Origin of the sequence: Rhizobium sp. 16-488-2b, assembly GCF_017741815.1 — a bacterium.
In the GTDB taxonomy this organism is placed as follows: domain Bacteria; phylum Pseudomonadota; class Alphaproteobacteria; order Rhizobiales; family Rhizobiaceae; genus Rhizobium.
The window spans coordinates 1-17,119 of record NZ_JAGHMF010000036.1 but is presented as its reverse complement, the minus strand read 5'-3'; the positions used below and the strand labels follow the sequence as shown (position 1 = coordinate 17,119).

Sequence of the window (17,119 nt, the reverse complement as noted above, 5' to 3'; positions counted from 1 at the left end):
AATAATCTTTTCGCAATTGCACAATAATTGGGCCATATTGGCTACTTGTTCAAAACGCTGGCAGGCAAGCCTTTACAGGCGAAAAAGCGATGATATATTTCGTGGAATATCAGAAGGGGAAGGCCTTGATAGGCCGACAATGAGGCTCGGGCGACGTTGATCGCGTCCCTGTCAGACCATGAAAGGGTCGTGCGAATGAAACTGCTTAAAGGACTTGCCGCTGTGGCCTTGGTCGCCTTGCCGATCTTTTCCGGATCGGGGCATGCGCAGACCGACGACCAATTGAAGACGCTGGTCGTTGCCGTTCCTTCCGACCCCGTCAGCCTCGAGCCCGGCACCAACAAGGCGGAGCCGATCGGTAGCGAGATCATTCTCAACGTCTTCGACACGTTGGTCGCGTGGACCGCACCCGATTTCAAGCAGCTCGAAGGCCGTCTCGCCAACAGCTGGACCGTTTCGGCCGATGGCAAGGAATTCGATTTCAAGCTGCGCGATGGCGTGAAGTTCCAGGACGGCACCCCATTCGATGCGGCCGCCGTCAAGTTCTCGCTGGAGCGCACCAAGGCCACCAACTCCTATGTCAAGGCGACCTTCGACCTGATCAAGGACATCGCGGTGGTCTCGCCGACCGAAGTCAAGATCACGCTCTCCGAGCCCTATCCGGCGTTTCTGTCGATCCTGGCACAGCCGCAGTCGGCGATCGTCAGCCCGGCTGCCGTCGCGAAGTACGGCGACAAGTTCGCGGCCAATCCTGTCGGTACCGGACCGTTCTCCTTCAAGAGCGCGCAGGCCGACACCAATGTCGTGCTTGAAGCCAATCCCGATTACTTCCGCGGCGCGCCGAAGCTCTCGCGCATCATCTACCGCGTCATTCCCGATGCCTCAACGCGGCGTCTGGAGCTTGAAAGCGGCGGTGTCGACGTCGTGCAGCAGCAGGGCCAGCTGTCGGCCATCGCGGCTGAGGACATCGAAGCGCTGAAGTCCAACAAGGACGTCAAGATCATCGAGGCGTCGAGCCAGATCATTCGCCAGCTGGAATTCAACAACAGCAAGAAGGATGGCCCCTTCGCCAATATCAAGGTCCGCGAGGCGGTTGCGCATGCCATCGACTATGACGGTCTTCTGACCGGCGTATTCGGCGGCACGGCCGAGCGCGTCTACGGTCCGCTGACCTCGAACAGCTGGGCTTTCGACACGAAGATCAAGGACATGGCGCCGGCCTACGATCCGGAGCTTGCGAAGAAGCTTCTCTCCGAAGCCGGTGTCGATCCGTCCACCATCAACTTGAAGCTCTACAGCTTCCAGGGACCGCTGTGGGGCGCTGTCGCCACCTTCGTGCAGGCCAACCTCGCCGACATCGGCATCACGGCGACGATCGAGCAGACCGAATTCCCGGCCTACCGCGCGCTGCAGACCGCCGGCCAGTTCGACGCCGCGCTGGATGGCCGTCAACCGTGGTACAATGATCCGGACGCACACATCACCATCGGCTATCTCTCGTCGCTCGCCAACACCGCGATGACCTTCCGCATGCCCGAGGACAAGGCGCTTGACGACCTTATTCTGAAGGCTCAGCAGACGGTCGACATGGATGCTCGCAAGGCGCTCTATCAGCAGGTGCAGGAAGAGATCGTCAAGCGCGTGCCGGGTGCCTATCTGTTCAGCCCGAAGCTGATCGTCTTCACCCGCGCCAATGTCGAGGGTCTTGTGGTCAACAGCGCGCCTCCGCTCAACGAGTATTGGGGCGTGTCCAAGAAGTGAGGCGCGCCGCGTCTCTCTGACAAAAAAACGATCCGCAGCGGTTCGTCGCTGCGGGTTCTTTCCCTAGGATGTGAGTAGAACTGGGCATGGCGACCTTCATCTTGCGCCGATTGATCGCGTTGATACCCGTCATGTGTATCGTGCTGGTCATCGTCTTTTCGCTGGTGCGCTTCATTCCCGGCGATCCGGCCGTGACGCTTCTCGGGCCGGGAGCGACGCAGGCGCAGATCGATGCGCTGCGGGCGCAGCTCGATCTCGACCAGCCGTTTCCGATCCAGTTCCTGAATTATGTCGGTGGCCTACTGCAGGGCGATTTCGGCATGTCGCTGAAAACAGGACTGCCAGTCGCGCATGAAATCCTGCTGCGACTACCGGCCACGATCGAGCTTTCGGTACTCGCCGTCATCGTCGCCGTCATCATCGGCATCCCGATCGGCATCCTGTCTGCCACCCGTCCCAATTCCGTCTTCGATCATGTGACGCGCGTTGTCTCGCTCGTCGGCGTTTCCATGCCCGCCTTTTTGCTGGCGCTGATCCTGCAGCTGGTCTTCGGCACCTATCTCGGCTGGCTGCCGGTCTCCGGTCGCATGAGCTCTTTCATAGTCGCCGAACCGGTCACCGGCTTCGCGATCTTGGACGGTATGATCACCGGCAACTGGGCGGCGGCGCTGAGCGCGCTGCAGCACCTGATCCTGCCCACCGCCGTTCTCGCCGCCTTCCTCGCGGCCACGCTCGGCCGCTTCGTGCGCAGCACCATGCTTGAGGTCATGGGCGAGGATTTCATTCGCACGGCCAAGGCCAAGGGGCTGAGGCGGGGCGACGTGATCATCCATCACGGGCTGCGCAATTCGCTTTTGCCGGCGATCACCGTCATCGGCCTGAAATTCGCCGAGATGCTCGGCGGCGCCATCCTGACGGAAACCATCTTCGCCTGGCCGGGCATCGGACGCTACATGTTCGAGGCGATCAAGAACCGCGACTATCCCGTCATCCAGGGCACCACGCTGGTCTTCGCGCTGCTCTTCGTTTTCACCTCGATCGTGGTCGACGTCCTTTATGGCGTTCTTGATCCGCGCGTCCGCAAGAAGATGAAGTGAGCGCGATGTCAGAGTTTTTCAGCTTCCTGCGCAAGAACACGCTGGCCATGGCCGGCAGCCTTATCCTGCTCGCCCTCGTGCTGGTGATCGTCGTCGGGCCAATGATCACGCCCTATTCGCCGACCAAGCTCGACGTGTTGCATAAGCTTGCCGCACCGAGTTTCAGCCACTGGCTCGGCACCGATGCCTTCGGCCGCGACGTCTTCACCCGCATCATGCATGGCGGCCGCGCGACGCTTGCGATCGGGGTTGGCGTCGTGGCGATCGCCTTTGTCGTCGGCGTCTCGTTCGGCATGCTCGCCGGTTTTGCCGGTGGGTGGACGGACAGTGTGATCATGCGCATCGTCGATGCGATCCTGGCGTTTCCGGCGCTGGTGCTGGCGATTGCGCTCGCGGCCGCCTTCGGCCCAAGCCTTGAAAACGCGATGCTCGCCGTGGCGATCACGCTGGCGCCGCAGTTTGCCCGCGTCGCCCGCAGCCAGGCGGTCAGCATCTCGGTGAAACCCTATGTGGAGGCCGCGATCTCGCTCGGCCTGCCGACGCCGCGCGTGCTCTTCCGCTATGTGTTTCTGAACGGCCTGGGGCCGCTCCTGGTGCAGTCGACGCTGGCGCTCGGCAGCGCCATCCTGCAGACCGCCAGCCTCGGCTTCCTCGGCCTCGGCGCCCAGCCGCCGATGGCGGAGTGGGGGGCGGACGTGTCAGCCAACCTGCAATTCGTGCGTGGCGCCGCCTGGGTGGCGCTGGCGCCCGGCATGGCGATCCTGCTTGCCGTGCTGTCCTTCAATCTGATCGGCGATTCCCTTGCGGACTGGTTCAATCCACGCCGACGCAGCGAACTCGACTGAGGCCCATAATGTCCACACTGACGATCAGCCTCGAGAAGGTCGATTTCCTGCCGCCGACGCGGGTGACCGACGATACCAGCGTGCTGACGCTGAAGAACCTGGTGTTCGAGCCGCTGTTGAAATGGCAGGACGGACAGGTGCTGCCTGCGCTTTTTTCCGATTGGACGCATAGTGCAGACGGCCGCGAATGGCGATTTAAGATCCGCGAGGGCGCGACCTTTCATGATGGAAAGCCCTGTGTCGCGGGAGATGTCATCGCGTTCATTGACGGCATTCTCGAAGCCGTCGACACGTTTGGGATGAAGTGGTCCTACGCGCGCTATCTGGCCGACGCGAAGATCACCACCGAGAGCGACACCACCGTCGTCGTCCGCAACCCCCATGCCTTCGCCGATATTCTCGACATATTCTCCGAATTCTACATCTGCCGCTTAGCGCCCGATGGGCAGCCGATCCTTGGGACTGGACCATTCCGCGTTCGCTCGTTCGAGCCCAAGGCAAAAGCGGTGCTTGAGCGTGTCACCGGACGTGCCCAGCCGCGCGAGATCGTCGCCATCGCCGAACCCTCCGCCGACAAACGCCTTGCTCTTCTGATATCGGGTGCGGTCGATGCCGCGCTCAATCTCGAGCGCGTCGAGGGACACCTCGCGTCGGACGATCGCTTCCAGTGGGGCAAGGCGGTCAATACACTGTCAGTGATGTTTTATCTCAATTGCCAGAAGGGTGTCTTTCGCTCGCCTGAAGCGCGGCTTGCGGCCAATCTCGCGGTCGACGCCGCCCGCATCGCAGACGAGATTTTCCATGGTCTCGCCGTGCCGTCATCGAGCATCGTCAGCCCCTATCATCTCGGCATGGCGAACGCGAGCCTGTCGCCGATCCCTTACGATCCCGAGCGCGCGCGAACGCTGCTCGGCCAGGTCGAGGGAAGCAAGCGCGTCAAGCTGCGCACGCCGACCTTCATGCCGGAGCGCGCGCCCGAGGTAAGCCGGCTGGTGGCGCAATCGCTGGAGGCCGTCGGCTTCGAGGTGGAGATCGAGATCGAAACGGACCGGCCGGAATATGCGCGCCAGATCGGCCGCAAGGAGATGGGAGATCTGGCGATCTTCGATTCATCGCCGCACAGCACCTACCGCATCCTGAACGACAAGATTTCCAGCGTCACCAAGGCCGTGTGGTGGCAAGGCTACGACAACGCCGAGGCCGAGCGCCTGATCGCGTCCGCCAATGCCGCCGTCGAGCGCGCGGCGCGCGAGGCTGCCTATGCGGCGTGCCTGACCTATCTCAACGCCAATCCGCCCTGGCTCTATCTCGTGCATCCGGTCGACGTCTTCGCCGCGCGCAAGGAGATTGCCGGCCTATCCATCGATCACAAGGGCACTTTGAGCATCGCCTGAGCCTGTGAGGACAGACCATGAAAAACGACTATTCGATCACCTTCTTCTACTATGACGACATCCATGCCGTCGTGCCGTTCTACGAGCAGACGCTCGGCTTCGAACTGGTCCTCGATCAAGGCCTGGCGCGCATCTACCGCATCGCCGAGAACTGCTATTTCGGCATCGTCGACGGCAATCGCGGCCATCTGAAGCATCAAGAGAAGAGCGCGGTGCTGCTGACGATCGTTTCGCAGGATGTCGAAGGCTGGCATGCGCGTCTCAAGCAAGCCGGTGTTGCCGGACAGTCCGAAATGCTGCGCGGTCGCTTCTGCGAGCATTTCTTCTTCGAAGATCCCGCCGGCTACGCGATCGAGATCCAGCGCTTCCACAATCCAGACGTTGCAAAGCTGTTTCAATGACCACGACGCACCAGCCGCCGCTTTCCGCGCTGAACGCCATTCTTGCCGAAGCGCGGACCTATGCGGCGGCGCCGTTGCTTGGCTTGCCCGATGGCTCGGTGGCGGATCTCGAGACCGGCTATATTCCGCTGCTGGTCAACTTCACCTTTGAGGATAAGGCGGCGAAGGGGCTGCGCAAGCTCACGGATCAGGCCGAACCTGAACCGGCTGTCTATTTCACGGCGTTGGAGATGGTTCGCGACAATCCGGCCGTGATGCTCGCCGGGGAAACCGGCAGCGGCAAGACGAGTTTTGCCCGCAGCCTCGCTTCCAGGCTTGCCATCGGCGCTTCGGCCGTGCCACCGCAGGCAGTGCCGCGGAACGATCTCGGGGCGGCGCATGAAGAGCGCTGGGATCTCGAGAACGTCTTTCCCGTTTACATAGCCGTGACCGGCCCGCAGACATTCGACGATCTAATCGAGCAGACCGGTGTGCGCAGTGTGTTCGACGGTCAGGCGCTTGCCGATGCCGGCATCATCGTTCTCCTCATTCTCGATGCGATCGAAACCGCCGGCGCGGAAGGTCCGCGACTGCTCGCCGAGGCGCTGGCGTTCCAGAAGACACATCCTCGGCTTCGTCTGCTGGCGCTCGGCGAGATTTCCACTGTCAAGAGCTGGCCGCTGCCCGCCGATTGTGTCCGCTACGATCTGCTGCCGCTTCTGAAGACCCAGCGTATCGACGCCGCCGCCCGATTGGCCGGTCTCGACCTTACTCAGTCAAGCGTCGCGCTTGGTGCCGGGGCCAGCAACCCGGCTCAGTTTGCCATGGCGATGTCGGCTGGCGATGCCGGCAAAACCGCCGAAGCTATCACCGACCGCTGGGTGGCGCGGATCGCCGGTGACGAAAAGACAGGCAGCCTTCTCTGCGGCCTCGCTTTCGATGCTCTCGTCGGCGAAAACGATGATCCCGCGCTCTTCCCGGTGACCCGTGTGCGTCAACTGCTGGCGGCGCGCCATCTCGCATCGCAATCAGCCGAAAAAGCCGTCCTGCCGTTCCGGAAGTATCCAGCGCTCTGGGCGCCGGTTCTGCGGGGATTGGCGAAACGTCTCGCGGGTACCGACGCCGCCGACCAACTTATCGAAGCGTTGCTGGCGGGCGAGGGTGACGATGTCTTGCGTGGCGCGCTCCTTGCCGCCGACCTTGTGATCGAAACCAGCCCGCTTCGCGAACGTATCGCAGTACATCTGCTTGCCATCGTGACAGATGGCGCGCTGTCGGCGCCGCAACGCGAGCAGGCAGCCCGCACTCTCTCGCGCTGGGGCGATCCGCGCGATCTGCAGGCGTTGACCGATATTCCGGCCGGCACCTTTACGTTCGGTTCCGACACGCACCCGAATTCGGCACCGCCGCATAGGGTGACGGTCGGTGCGTTTCGGATCGGCATCTATCCCGTCACGAACCGCGACTATGGCGCTTTCGTCCGGGCGATGAATCACCTCTGGCGCAGCCCCGACGGATTCGCGGAGGATCGACGCAACGCGCCTGCGACGGACCTCACCTGGCGCGATGCGCGGGCCTATTGCGACTGGCTGACGGAACGCTGGCGCGGCGAGGGACGTATTTCGTCTGACGAAGTCGTGCGCCTGCCGACGGAGCCCGAATGGGAACGCGCGGCGCGCGGAGATCAGCCTGATGTGGGCGCAGAGACGATCGTCTATCCCTGGGGTGCTGCATGGACCGATGATGCGTCTAATTCCGAGGAAGCCGGGTTCAACACCACCTGTGCCGTTGGCCTCTTCCCAAAGGGCAGGTCGCCCTATGGCTGCTTCGACATGGCCGGTCAGGTCTGGGAGTGGGCGACGACGCTCTGGGGCGACGACATGGCGACGCCGCATTACAAATATCCCTATCTGAACGACGGCCGCGAGGCGCCGGATGCCGGACCATCCATCCGTCGCGTGCTCCGCGGAGGATGTTTCTCCAGCGGCAAGCTCAAGGCCTGCTGCACCTATCGCGGAAGTCTGGAGCCCGATGGTTTCTGGTGCGGCAATGGTTTCAGGATCGTGGTCGCAAGCGCCTGAGCCATAGCTTTAACTTTACTTTTACCTTTACCAAAATCGTTCGCCGAGCATTTCTAACTCTCTCGAAAACCTTCGATTTTCCAACTCGTTAGTTGAAGCGTTTGGGCCGGCCGTGGGTTCGTACCCACTCAAGAACGCCGACGGTGCGGTCCCGAGCAGCTCAAATCAAAGGCTGGTTGTCAGCCGCAGAAGGCGACATCGACGCTAACCTTCCTGATCATCTGCGTGACCTGGGGTAGGGCGCGGACCACCGCACCTTTGTTTGTACCAATGAAGACGTCCTGCATCGGCAACTTGGATCTGGTTTCAAGAACGTGGACGGATCCCTTTCGGATCTGATCACGAACGAGGCGAACCGGAAGAATGCTGATACCGGTGCCCGCCTCCACAAGATTCAGGATAGCGCTGAGACTGTTGCAGACATTAAGTCTCAGGCCGAGATTTGAGCCGCCGCTCAACGCATTGGTCGTGAGTTCATGGAGATTGGACGGTGCTGGTGTCGAAAAGACGCGCTGAGACAGCAGATCGTCGTCGGAAACGAATTCCTTCTTCATGTTGAGTTTGGAGCTGGCGATCCATTCCACGGTCTGACGGCCAAGAAGCTCAAGAGCAACATTCTCATGTTCCGGAGGCGTCGACAGCAGCGCGATATCAAGAAGCCCTTCCGACAGCTGCCTTGCAAGATTGTGGCTCGTATCGACGGTCGCGGCGATACGCGTGCCGGCAAACCTGTGGTCCAGTTCGTCCAAAAGGGGAGGGAGGCCGACCGCCGCGAAGCTATCCATGACCCCAACTCTCAGCGTCGGCAGCTTGGTATTTCTCGTCTTGATATTGGACTCGATATCGCGTGCGATTCCGATCATCGCTTCCGCGTAACGTTTTAGCGCTTCACCTTCGCTGGTCATGAGAAGCTGACGCTTCTGTCTTATGAAAAGCGACACGCCAAGCTGCTCCTCAAGCTCCTTGATCCGATAAGAAACTGTGGGCTGGGTGATGTTGAGCTTCTCCGCGGCAGCATTGAAACTGCGGAGTTGAGAGACCCAATAAAAAGATTCAACTGCGGAAAAGTTCAGAGCCATCTGCGCATGATAGAAAATTTCGATCGATAACCCCGAATATCCCAATTGGATTTGCAATTCAATCGGCCGTAAGCTCGACAAATAGGCAGATAGCAACGGTGTTGAAAAAATGTACAAAACCATTTCCCGCGCGCAGATCCTAGAAGATCTTCCGGAAATCGCGGAGATCCAGTCGGTAGAACTTCGCGAGAAGGTCGTCGATGCGTGGGTATTTGCTCTGGAGCGCTCTTCATTCGACCGCGTCACCGATATCCAGGGTGAAGGCAGCCCAAACGTCTTCTCGCTGAAGCGCGGCACGCAGGACGCTCATCTTCGCGGCGTCACCCGCCTTGCCCTCGCCATCTATGAGGAATTCAAGGCAACCTATCCCGAAGCGAAGGTCGATCGTGATATCATCCTTGCCGGCGGCCTTTGCCATGACATCGGCAAAACCTGGGAATTCGACCCGGTAAACCTGAAGCGTTCTGCCGAGCGCGGGGATCGCTATGGCGATCCGACCTATCGCCATTCCACTTACGGCGCCCACGTTTGTCTCTCGGTCGGTCTTCCTGACGAGCTTGGTCACATCTGCATGGGGCACGCATTCGAATTCGGCGGTATCGGCCACAGCACCGAGTGCTTCATCATCCGCCAGGCCGACCACGCATGGTGGCATGTCGCCGCTGCCCTGGATCTCTGCCATCCCGATACGATTTCATTCGCTGGCAAGAACATCCGCGTTCGCCCCCTGGGAGCCGAGTAATCTCGAAGCTCATCAGGAACCTGCGCCGAGGTCACCATGCAATACACCTTCCAGTTCGCTCCACTTATAGCATATCTGCCGCAGTTCCTCAGCGGCTTGTGGTTGACGATGCTGCTATCAGTTGTCGGCATTTTTGGTGGTTTTGCCTTAGGTATAGGCTTCGCCGTCGTGTCGACATTGCCGTGGTTCCTGCCGCGCTTTCTTGTCCGCTGCTATGTGGAGGCGGTGCGTAACACGCCGCTTCTGGTCCAGATTTTCGTAATCTTCTTTGGGTTGCCGAATATCGGTGTCCGCATGTCGCCACTGACATCCGTGATGATTGCTCTGGTTTTCAACAATGCCGGATACATTGCAGAGATTGTCAGAGGCGGCATCCAGTCCACGCACCGCAGTCAGTTCGAGGCGGCTGAAAGTCTCGGCATGACCTATATGCAGACGCTGCGCTTCGTGATCCTTCCGCCAGCACTGGAAAAGGTATTCACACCGGTTGTCTCTCAATGCGTGCTCTTGATGCTGTCGACCAGCCTGGTCTCCGCGATCGGCGTTGAGGACATAACGGGGGCCGCTATGATCGCGAGCTCCGAGACATTCCGCACCATGGAAGTTTATCTGGTCATCGCCGCCGTCTACGTCACGCTCAATTTCATCTTCTGGGCGCTTCTCAATCTTATTGGCCTGATCGTGTTTCGTCGCTCACGCCGCAATCTGCTGGGGAGGATCTGACATGCGTACGTTTGGCTCGCCGGAATTCCTCTTCATCGTTTACGCCCTGCGCTGGACGCTAACATTGACGGTCATTGCCTTTATAGGCGGTGGTATTGCCGGGATTGCTCTTGCTCTCTTGCGGATTTCGTCCAGCAGAGCGCTTAAGATCCTCACATCGGCCTACATGCAGTTCATTCAGGGGCTGCCGCTGCTCGTCCTCATGTTCATCTGCTATTATGCGCCGTCGCTCTTAGGCTACGAGGTCAGCGCCATCGTCGCCGCAGCCGTAGCCTTGACGATCAATTCCAGCGCGTTTCTTGGCGCCATCTGGGAAAGCGCCTTGCGGGCAATTCCGAAAGCGCAATGGGAGAGTGCCGATGCGCTTGCGATCACGCCGCTGAAGACACTTCGCTACGTTATCGCGCCTCAGGCAATCAAGCTGGCAATGCCGTCTACGGTCGGCTTCCTGGTCCAGATCATCAAGCAGACCTCGATCGCCTCGATCATCGGCTTCATCGAAATTACCAGAGCGGGACAGCTGGTGAGCAACGCCACGTTCGAGCCCCTGAAATCATTCCTCGCGGTGGCGGCACTCTACTTCGCCGTCTGTTTTCCTCTCACCCAAGTCAGCCTGTGGCTGGAGCGCAGGGGAGCACGACGCGGATCGCGCGCTTGAAATCAAACGACACGAAGAAGGTCGTTCGCCAACAACTGGAACTCGAAAACTGAGAGGACGCAAAATGCGTTTCAAATCCCTACTGCTACCTCTGGTCGGTCTCGCGATCGCGTTCGGTGCCACAGCCGCTTCGGCGTCGTCACTGGATGACATTATTGCCCGCAAGAAAGTCTTGATCGGCGTCGACCTTTCCGTCCCTCCCTTCGGGATTACCAACGCAGAGATGCAGCCAGACGGCCTGGACGTCGATGTCGCCAAGCTGCTTGCCAAGGATCTCGGCGTCGAACTGGAGCTTGTTCCTGTCACCGGCCAGAGCCGCATCCCATCGCTTCAGACCGGTAAGGTCGACTTCGTGGTTGCCAGCTTCGGCATCTACACCGAGCGCGCACTTTCGGTAGCATTTTCCAATCCTTATGGTGGCCACAAGTCGGTAATCGTGGCTCCGAAGGGAACCGCGATCAAGAGCCTCGATGACCTGAAAGGCAAGCGCGTCGGCGTTCCGCGCGGAACAGCGCACGAAAAGATCCTGTCCAGCGCAAACATTCCCGGCATGGAACTCGTACGCTTCGACGATGACAGCACGACGCTGAACGCCCTGGTGGCCGGCCAGGTCGACGCGATCGGCACCGTCAACTACATCGCAGCCGAACTGCAGCAACGCTATCCGGACAAGTTCGAAGAGAAGACCACGTATCTCCAGAGCTTCTACGGCGTCGGATTGCGCCGCGGCGATCCGGACTTGCTGCACTGGCTGAACACCGTGCTCTTCGTCCACAATCAAAGCGGTGAACTCGGCAAGATCTACGAAAAGTGGATGAAAACGCCGATGCCTGCGCTGCCGTCCTTCTAAGCCAGACCGACCGCGGGGCGGTCGTCGCCCCGCCAACCCTTAAGAGGTTAAAGAGATGTCCGTCGTCGTTGCAAACAATATTCGTAAGAGCTTTGGCCCGCTCGAAGTCCTCAAGGGTGTTTCCCTGACGGTTCAAGGTGGCGAGGTTGTTGCGTTGATCGGCCGAAGCGGATCAGGAAAGAGCACCTTTCTCAGGTGTCTCAACGGGCTTGAGACGATCGACGGCGGCGACATCGAAATCGCGGGCCATGCGATGACGAAGAAGCCGGCCCTGCTTCGCCAGTTGCGGCGCGACGTCGGCATTGTCTTCCAAAGTTACAACCTCTTCCCTCATCTGACTGCCGGCGAAAACATCATGCTTGCGCCCGTGCAGGTGAAAGGCCAAGCGAAGGCGTCCGCAAGAGAAGAGGCGAAACGTTGCCTTGCGCTTGTCGGCCTCGCTGATCGGTTCGATTCTTATCCAGACATGCTTTCCGGCGGACAGCAGCAGCGCGTGGCGATTGCTCGCTCGCTGGCGATGCGCCCGAAGGTCCTTCTCTTTGACGAAGTGACATCGGCATTGGACCCTGAACTTACCGGCGAAGTCCTGGCGGTGATCGAAAGCCTGGCCCGCCAGGGAATGACGATGCTTCTCGTCACGCACGAGATGGGTTTCGCGCGCCGCGTCGCCAATCGCACGATCTACATGAAAGACGGCGTCATTCACGAAGAAGGTCCGTCGGCGGAGCTCTTCGCAAATCCGAAGACACCGGAGCTGCAGGCCTTTCTACGGTCCGAGATCGGCTAAGCGGGTCGCCCTTATTCTTTTTACCGAACATTCATTTGACCGCCCTCCGGCGGAAGGGAGTTGCCGTGCCTGTAAAACAGAAGATTGCTCTTGTCGGATGCGGTGTGATGGGCACAGCCATCAGCACCCGTCTCCTGAAGGCCGGTTACACGTTGATCGCGTTCGATCTCGATCGTGGCAAGGTGGCTCAACTCGAAGCGCTCGGTGCTGAACCAGCGACCTCGGCAGCCGACGCCGCCGCAAGGGCGGACACGGTCGTGCTCAGCCTGAATTCGTCGCGGATCGTGCGCGAGGCAGTATTCGGTGAAGGCGGGGTGGCCCAAGGCGCCGCTGTTGGCACTGTCATCATCGACATGTCGTCCATCGAGCCCGTCGCAACACGTCAATTGTGGGCCGATGCCGTTGAGGCCGGACTGAGGTGGCTCGATTGCCCGCTCTCCGGCGGCGCACCGAAGGCGCTGGAGGGGAAGTTGACTGTTATGGCCGGTGGCAACCCCGTCGATTTCGACAAAGCCAAGCCTGTTCTCGACGACCTCTGCCAAAATCTGACGCTTATGGGGCCGAGCGGCTCGGGCCAGACCACCAAGCTCATCAACCAGGTTCTCTGTGCTTTGAACTTTGTCGCGGTCGCCGAAGCCACCAGGCTCGCTGTTGATGCCGGCGTCGATGCGCAAAGAATTCCCGCGGCTCTGAGCGGCGGTCGCGCCGATAGCGCGATCCTGCAGGAATACATGGGTAAGATGGCGCGAAACGACTACACGCCTACCGGGCGCATAGACAACATGGTCAAGGATCTCATGGCCGTACAGTCCCTTGCCGGACATACGGGAACTGCCATGCCGATGACCGCACTCTGCATGGAAATACACCGGCTGATGATGACAGCAGGCCTCGGTGCGGCAGACAGCGCCGCGCTCGTTCGATTTTACGATGGCCCGAAGGGCTAAAGGAGTAGTGCAATGATCATTCGTTATGCCGAGTTCGTAGGGCAGATTCACGAAGGCAAGGAAGCCGAATTCTACCGCTTTGTTCAGGACGTATTGACCCCGCTCTGGACGCAGTTTGACGGCGCCGTAAGCGTTACGGTGTCCCGTGAGCTGGAGAGAGATGAGGGAGCACCTTCGATGCCTCTCCTGCTGGCCATCGCTTATCCGGACAAGGCTGCGCTCGAACGAGCGATGGCCTGCGATGCAAGGTTCGAATCTCGTGAGCAGACGAAGATCCTGCTCGCGATGTTCGACGGCGTGGTCTACCATAGGGTCACCGACCGGATCGTTCACCAGACGCTGGGAAGCTGACGATGGCGTTCGATCTCTTCGACCTCTCTGGATCGCGGGCGCTCGTCACAGGATCGTCTCAGGGCATTGGTCTCGCGTTGGCGGCAGGCCTCGCCAGACACGGAGCGGAACTCGTTCTTAACGGCCGCGACGGTGTTAAGCTCGAAAGTGCCGCCACGCCGTTGCGTGACGCAGGTGCATCGGTCTCAATCGCCTTATTTGACGTTACCGATCCGGCTGCGGTCAATCGCGGCGTCGATGAGATCGAGCGTGAGGTCGGCCCGATCGACATATTGATCAACAACGCAGGCATGCAGTTTCGCTCGCCGCTTGAAGACTTCCCTGCTGATAAGTGGGACCAGTTGCTGCGGACCAACATATCGAGTGTCTTCTATGTTGGCCAGGCGGTCGCACGGCACATGATCTCCCGTGGTCGCGGGAAGATCGTCAACGTGGCATCGGTACAAAGCGAACTCGCCCGTCCGGGGATTGCGCCATATACGGCGACAAAGGGCGCCGTAAAGAACCTCACCCGCGGCATGTGCACCGACTGGGCCAAGTACGGCCTGCAGATCAACGCGCTTGCGCCGGGATATTTCAAGACTCCGCTCAATCAGGCTCTGGTCGATAGCCAAGAGTTTTCGGCTTGGCTGGAGAAAAGAACGCCAGCGGGCAGGTGGGGCGACGTCGATGAACTTGTTGGCGCGGCCGTGTTCCTGTCGTCCCAGGCTTCCTCTTTCGTCAACGGACACACGCTTTATGTCGACGGCGGCATCACCACATCCCTCTAAGACGCTTCCAGGCATTGGCCCGCTCGTCGTGATGGGTGTTTCTGGATGCGGCAAGACGTCGGTTGGAAAGCTGCTCGCCGCCGAGCTGGGATACGTCTTCATCGAGGGAGACGGCCTGCACTCGCAAGCCAGCGTGGAGAAAATGACGAAAGGCATTCCCCTCACTGATGAAGATCGCCTGCCTTGGTTATTGTCTCTTGGTGAGGAGATGGCGACAAACCGACAAGTCGTCATCTCGTGCTCCGCACTGAAGCGCTCCTATCGGAGCGTTCTGCGAAATGGAGCTGGCTGGCCGATCAGCTTCGTCTTGCTTAACGGCAGCAGGGAGACCCTGGCGGCGAGAATGGCCGCCCGGAACGAACACTTTATGCCGCTCTCGCTGCTCGAAAGCCAGCTTAATACATTGGAGCCGCCGACCAATGAGGCCGATATCGTCACCATCGATATCGGCCAGCCGCTCGAGCACATCGTGTCGACGGCAATCACCGAAACGGCGAAGCTCGCGCAAGACCGCGATATGGCGAAGTCCCAGGGAGGAACGCATGATAAAGTCTGAAATACTGCTCGCCGGCCCATATCCCGAATGGGACATGGTTGACCTTGAAGAGCGCTACATCGTCCACAAGCTCTATGAAGCCGCTGACCGTGCTGCACTCCTGAAAGAGGTCGGATCGAACATCAAGGCTATTGCCACGCGCGGCGAGCTTGGTGCATCGGCGGAATTGATGCGAAGCTTGCCGAAGCTGGAACTCGTCTCCGTTTACGGTGTCGGAACGGACGCCGTCGATCTCGCTTACGCAAAGGCTCATGGCATTGGCGTGACCAACACGCCGGACGTCTTGACATCAGACGTCGCGGATATCGCGATCGGTCTGGCGTTGGCAACTGCACGTCTTATTCCTCAAGCCGACGTCTTTGTACGGTCTGGCCAGTGGGGCAAGACCGCAATGCCGCTCGTCACCCGCTTTACAGGCAAGCGTGTCGGTATTGCCGGCATGGGCCGCGTCGGCCAGGCGATTGCGCGCCGCGCAGCCGCCTTCGACTGCGACATTCGCTACTTCTCGCGTAATCGGCAGCCGCAGGTATCTTATCGATATGAGCCAGACTTGCTTAAACTTGCTGAGTGGTCGGAGCTTCTCATCGTTATCGTTCCGGGTGGCGATGCCACGAAGAACATCATCAACGCCGAGGTTCTCAACGCGCTCGGCCCTGATGGCATCCTGATCAACGTGTCGCGCGGATCGACGTTGGACGAAGAGGCGCTGATAGCCGCGCTGCAGCAGCGGACCATCAAGGCGGCTGGCCTGGATGTCTTTTATAACGAGCCCCGTATCGATCAGCGGTTCCTGGCGCTCGACAATGTCGTGCTGCAGCCCCACCACGGCTCGGGTACGGTCGAAACCAGAAGGGCGATGGGGCAACTCGTGCGTGACAATCTTGCAGCGCATTTTGCAGGCCAGCCGCTGTCAACGCCGGTTGTGTAGGGGAAAGACTATGAAAGCAGTCGTCATTCATGCAGCCAGGGATCTGCGCGTCGAGGAGCGGGACGTCGAGGCTCTTGGGCTCGGGCAGGTGGAGGTCGCTATTGAGGCGGGCGGTATTTGCGGTTCTGATCTGCATTATTACAATCATGGTGGTTTCGGCACGATCCGCGTTCGCGAGCCGATGATCCTCGGCCATGAGGTGGCGGGCACCATCAAGACGCTAGGCGAGGGTGTTTCGCATCTGGCCGTGGGCGACCGCGTGGCCGTATCGCCGAGCCGCCCATGCAATGAGTGTGAGTATTGCCTTCAGGGGGAGCAGAACCACTGCCTCAACATGCGGTTCTACGGCTCCGCAATGCCGATGCCGCACATCCAGGGTGCATTCCGCCAGCGGCTGGTCGCCGACGCCTACCAGTGCCACAAGGTCTGCGAGGGGATTTCGATCAACGAGGCTGCCATGGCTGAACCCTTCGCCGTGACGCTGCATGGGGTCAATCGTGCCGGTTCGCTCATCGGAAAGCGTGTGCTTGTGACAGGCTGCGGGCCAATCGGGGCGCTCGCGATCATCGCCGCACGGGCACATGGTGCCCGCGAGATTGTCGCGACCGATGTCATGGATCCCGTTCTGCGGAAAGCACTGGAGATCGGCGCCGACCGCGTCATCAATGTGGCCACTAATCCAGACGCGCTCTCGGTTTACTCGGCCAACAAGGGGTACTTCGACGTGCAGTTCGAGGCCTCCGGCAATGAACGAGCGGTTCGGTCCGGACTTGAGGTGCTGCGCCCTCGCTCAACGCTGGTGCAGCTGGGCCTCGGTGGCGACGTGTCCATCCCACAGAACATGGTGGTCGCCAAGGAAATTGAGATCAAGGGGACATTCCGTTTCCATGAGGAGTTTGGCCTGGCTGTCGATCTGATCAACCAGCGCCGGGTCGACCTGAAGCCGCTTCTAACTGGCACATATCCGATCGAGGATGCCGTCGCGGCATTCGAAGCTGCCGATGACCGCACGAAATCTATGAAGGTCCAACTCGCGTTCTGACGCGGCACAACACCAAGGTGAAGACATTATGGAAAAGGCAGAAATCGGGCTGATCGGCCTTGCGGTCATGGGTTCCAACCTCGCTCTGAACATCGCGGAAAAGGGCAACAAGATTGCGGTGTTCAACC

General features: G+C 60.0%; 19 protein-coding genes. 18 read left to right on the top strand and 1 reads right to left on the bottom strand.

The genetic code is table 11. The features are described from left to right. The first annotated feature begins 195 nt into the window (after window positions 1–195). From J5286_RS26605 to J5286_RS26580, 6 genes are all read left to right on the top strand, one after another. The gene (locus J5286_RS26605) at window positions 196–1,761 is read left to right on the top strand and encodes an ABC transporter substrate-binding protein (protein WP_209193021.1); all 1,566 of its coding nucleotides are present in this window, start codon (window positions 196–198) and stop codon (window positions 1,759–1,761) included. Window positions 1,762–1,847: 86 nt separating this feature from the next. Then, complete coding sequence (locus tag J5286_RS26600; RefSeq protein ID WP_209193020.1) at window positions 1,848–2,858, top strand: ABC transporter permease; 1,011 nt, start codon at window positions 1,848–1,850, stop codon at window positions 2,856–2,858. A gap of 5 nt (window positions 2,859–2,863) precedes the next feature. Beyond that, a complete protein-coding gene (locus J5286_RS26595) occupies window positions 2,864–3,703 on the top strand; it encodes an ABC transporter permease (RefSeq protein WP_209215392.1) in 840 nt (279 codons plus the stop codon). An 8-nt stretch (window positions 3,704–3,711) separates the two neighbouring features. After that, window positions 3,712–5,097, top strand: coding sequence for an ABC transporter substrate-binding protein (locus J5286_RS26590; protein ID WP_209193018.1), 1,386 nt, complete (start codon window positions 3,712–3,714; stop codon window positions 5,095–5,097). A 17-nt stretch (window positions 5,098–5,114) separates the two neighbouring features. Beyond that, window positions 5,115–5,498, top strand: a complete 384-nt coding sequence (locus J5286_RS26585; RefSeq protein WP_209193017.1) for a VOC family protein — start codon at window positions 5,115–5,117, stop codon at window positions 5,496–5,498. Then, complete coding sequence (locus tag J5286_RS26580) at window positions 5,495–7,558, top strand: SUMF1/EgtB/PvdO family nonheme iron enzyme (protein ID WP_209193016.1); 2,064 nt, start codon at window positions 5,495–5,497, stop codon at window positions 7,556–7,558. Before J5286_RS26585 ends, J5286_RS26580 begins: the two co-directional genes overlap by 4 nt. A 179-nt stretch (window positions 7,559–7,737) precedes the next feature. On the opposite strand, the gene J5286_RS26575 is transcribed toward J5286_RS26580, so the two are convergent. Then, window positions 7,738–8,754: a LysR family transcriptional regulator gene (locus tag J5286_RS26575; RefSeq protein WP_245206583.1), complete on the bottom strand. Its 1,017-nt coding sequence runs from the start codon at window positions 8,752–8,754 to the stop codon at window positions 7,738–7,740. Here J5286_RS26575 and J5286_RS26570 point away from each other — a divergent pair. The 12 genes from J5286_RS26570 to J5286_RS26515 form a co-directional block, all read left to right on the top strand. Beyond that, a complete protein-coding gene (locus J5286_RS26570) occupies window positions 8,747–9,379 on the top strand; it encodes an HD domain-containing protein (protein WP_209193015.1) in 633 nt (210 codons plus the stop codon). The two genes, J5286_RS26575 and J5286_RS26570, sit on opposite strands and share 8 nt — an antisense overlap. A 36-nt stretch (window positions 9,380–9,415) precedes the next feature. Next, window positions 9,416–10,102, top strand: coding sequence for an amino acid ABC transporter permease (locus J5286_RS26565; RefSeq protein WP_209193014.1), 687 nt, complete (start codon window positions 9,416–9,418; stop codon window positions 10,100–10,102). 1 nt (window position 10,103) lies between these two features. Beyond that, window positions 10,104–10,760 (top strand): amino acid ABC transporter permease, encoded by a 657-nt coding sequence (locus tag J5286_RS26560; protein ID WP_209193013.1) that lies wholly within the window; start codon window positions 10,104–10,106, stop codon window positions 10,758–10,760. A 64-nt stretch (window positions 10,761–10,824) separates the two neighbouring features. After that, the gene (locus tag J5286_RS26555; RefSeq protein ID WP_209193012.1) at window positions 10,825–11,610 is read left to right on the top strand and encodes a transporter substrate-binding domain-containing protein; all 786 of its coding nucleotides are present in this window, start codon (window positions 10,825–10,827) and stop codon (window positions 11,608–11,610) included. Between the two features lie 55 nt (window positions 11,611–11,665). Beyond that, complete coding sequence (locus J5286_RS26550; RefSeq protein ID WP_209193011.1) at window positions 11,666–12,397, top strand: amino acid ABC transporter ATP-binding protein; 732 nt, start codon at window positions 11,666–11,668, stop codon at window positions 12,395–12,397. Between the two features lie 65 nt (window positions 12,398–12,462). Continuing rightward, a complete protein-coding gene (locus J5286_RS26545; protein WP_209193010.1) occupies window positions 12,463–13,344 on the top strand; it encodes an NAD(P)-dependent oxidoreductase in 882 nt (293 codons plus the stop codon). Between the two features lie 12 nt (window positions 13,345–13,356). After that, a complete protein-coding gene (locus tag J5286_RS26540) occupies window positions 13,357–13,695 on the top strand; it encodes a hypothetical protein (protein ID WP_209193009.1) in 339 nt (112 codons plus the stop codon). A gap of 2 nt (window positions 13,696–13,697) precedes the next feature. After that, window positions 13,698–14,465 (top strand): SDR family oxidoreductase, encoded by a 768-nt coding sequence (locus J5286_RS26535; RefSeq protein WP_209193008.1) that lies wholly within the window; start codon window positions 13,698–13,700, stop codon window positions 14,463–14,465. Next, window positions 14,434–15,021 carry a gluconokinase gene (locus J5286_RS26530; RefSeq protein ID WP_209193007.1) on the top strand — a complete coding sequence of 196 codons (588 nt, stop codon included), beginning with the start codon at window positions 14,434–14,436 and terminating at the stop codon, window positions 15,019–15,021. Before J5286_RS26535 ends, J5286_RS26530 begins: the two co-directional genes overlap by 32 nt. Beyond that, window positions 15,008–15,949, top strand: a complete 942-nt coding sequence (locus J5286_RS26525) for a 2-hydroxyacid dehydrogenase (protein WP_209193006.1) — start codon at window positions 15,008–15,010, stop codon at window positions 15,947–15,949. Before J5286_RS26530 ends, J5286_RS26525 begins: the two co-directional genes overlap by 14 nt. A 10-nt stretch (window positions 15,950–15,959) precedes the next feature. Further along, a complete protein-coding gene (locus tag J5286_RS26520; RefSeq protein WP_209193005.1) occupies window positions 15,960–16,991 on the top strand; it encodes an L-idonate 5-dehydrogenase in 1,032 nt (343 codons plus the stop codon). 28 nt (window positions 16,992–17,019) lie between these two features. After that, on the top strand, window positions 17,020–17,119 hold a 100-nt coding region (locus J5286_RS26515; RefSeq protein ID WP_209190840.1), incomplete at its 3' end, for an NAD(P)-binding domain-containing protein.

Bases quoted from the DNA above. Each gene is read 5' to 3' on its own strand.
- J5286_RS26585 (WP_209193017.1), top strand. From the start codon at position 5,115: ATGAAAAACGACTATTCGATCACCTTCTTCTACTATGACGACATCCAT.
- J5286_RS26530 (WP_209193007.1), top strand. From the start codon at position 14,434: ATGTCGACGGCGGCATCACCACATCCCTCTAAGACGCTTCCAGGCATT.
- J5286_RS26555 (WP_209193012.1), top strand. From the start codon at position 10,825: ATGCGTTTCAAATCCCTACTGCTACCTCTGGTCGGTCTCGCGATCGCG.
- J5286_RS26580 (WP_209193016.1), top strand. From the start codon at position 5,495: ATGACCACGACGCACCAGCCGCCGCTTTCCGCGCTGAACGCCATTCTT.
- J5286_RS26595 (WP_209215392.1), top strand. From the start codon at position 2,864: ATGTCAGAGTTTTTCAGCTTCCTGCGCAAGAACACGCTGGCCATGGCC.
- J5286_RS26520 (WP_209193005.1), top strand. From the start codon at position 15,960: ATGAAAGCAGTCGTCATTCATGCAGCCAGGGATCTGCGCGTCGAGGAG.
- J5286_RS26560 (WP_209193013.1), top strand. From the start codon at position 10,104: ATGCGTACGTTTGGCTCGCCGGAATTCCTCTTCATCGTTTACGCCCTG.
- J5286_RS26540 (WP_209193009.1), top strand. From the start codon at position 13,357: ATGATCATTCGTTATGCCGAGTTCGTAGGGCAGATTCACGAAGGCAAG.
- J5286_RS26600 (WP_209193020.1), top strand. From the start codon at position 1,848: ATGGCGACCTTCATCTTGCGCCGATTGATCGCGTTGATACCCGTCATG.
- J5286_RS26605 (WP_209193021.1), top strand. From the start codon at position 196: ATGAAACTGCTTAAAGGACTTGCCGCTGTGGCCTTGGTCGCCTTGCCG.
- J5286_RS26535 (WP_209193008.1), top strand. From the start codon at position 13,698: ATGGCGTTCGATCTCTTCGACCTCTCTGGATCGCGGGCGCTCGTCACA.
- J5286_RS26570 (WP_209193015.1), top strand. From the start codon at position 8,747: ATGTACAAAACCATTTCCCGCGCGCAGATCCTAGAAGATCTTCCGGAA.
- J5286_RS26565 (WP_209193014.1), top strand. From the start codon at position 9,416: ATGCAATACACCTTCCAGTTCGCTCCACTTATAGCATATCTGCCGCAG.
- J5286_RS26550 (WP_209193011.1), top strand. From the start codon at position 11,666: ATGTCCGTCGTCGTTGCAAACAATATTCGTAAGAGCTTTGGCCCGCTC.
- J5286_RS26525 (WP_209193006.1), top strand. From the start codon at position 15,008: ATGATAAAGTCTGAAATACTGCTCGCCGGCCCATATCCCGAATGGGAC.
- J5286_RS26590 (WP_209193018.1), top strand. From the start codon at position 3,712: ATGTCCACACTGACGATCAGCCTCGAGAAGGTCGATTTCCTGCCGCCG.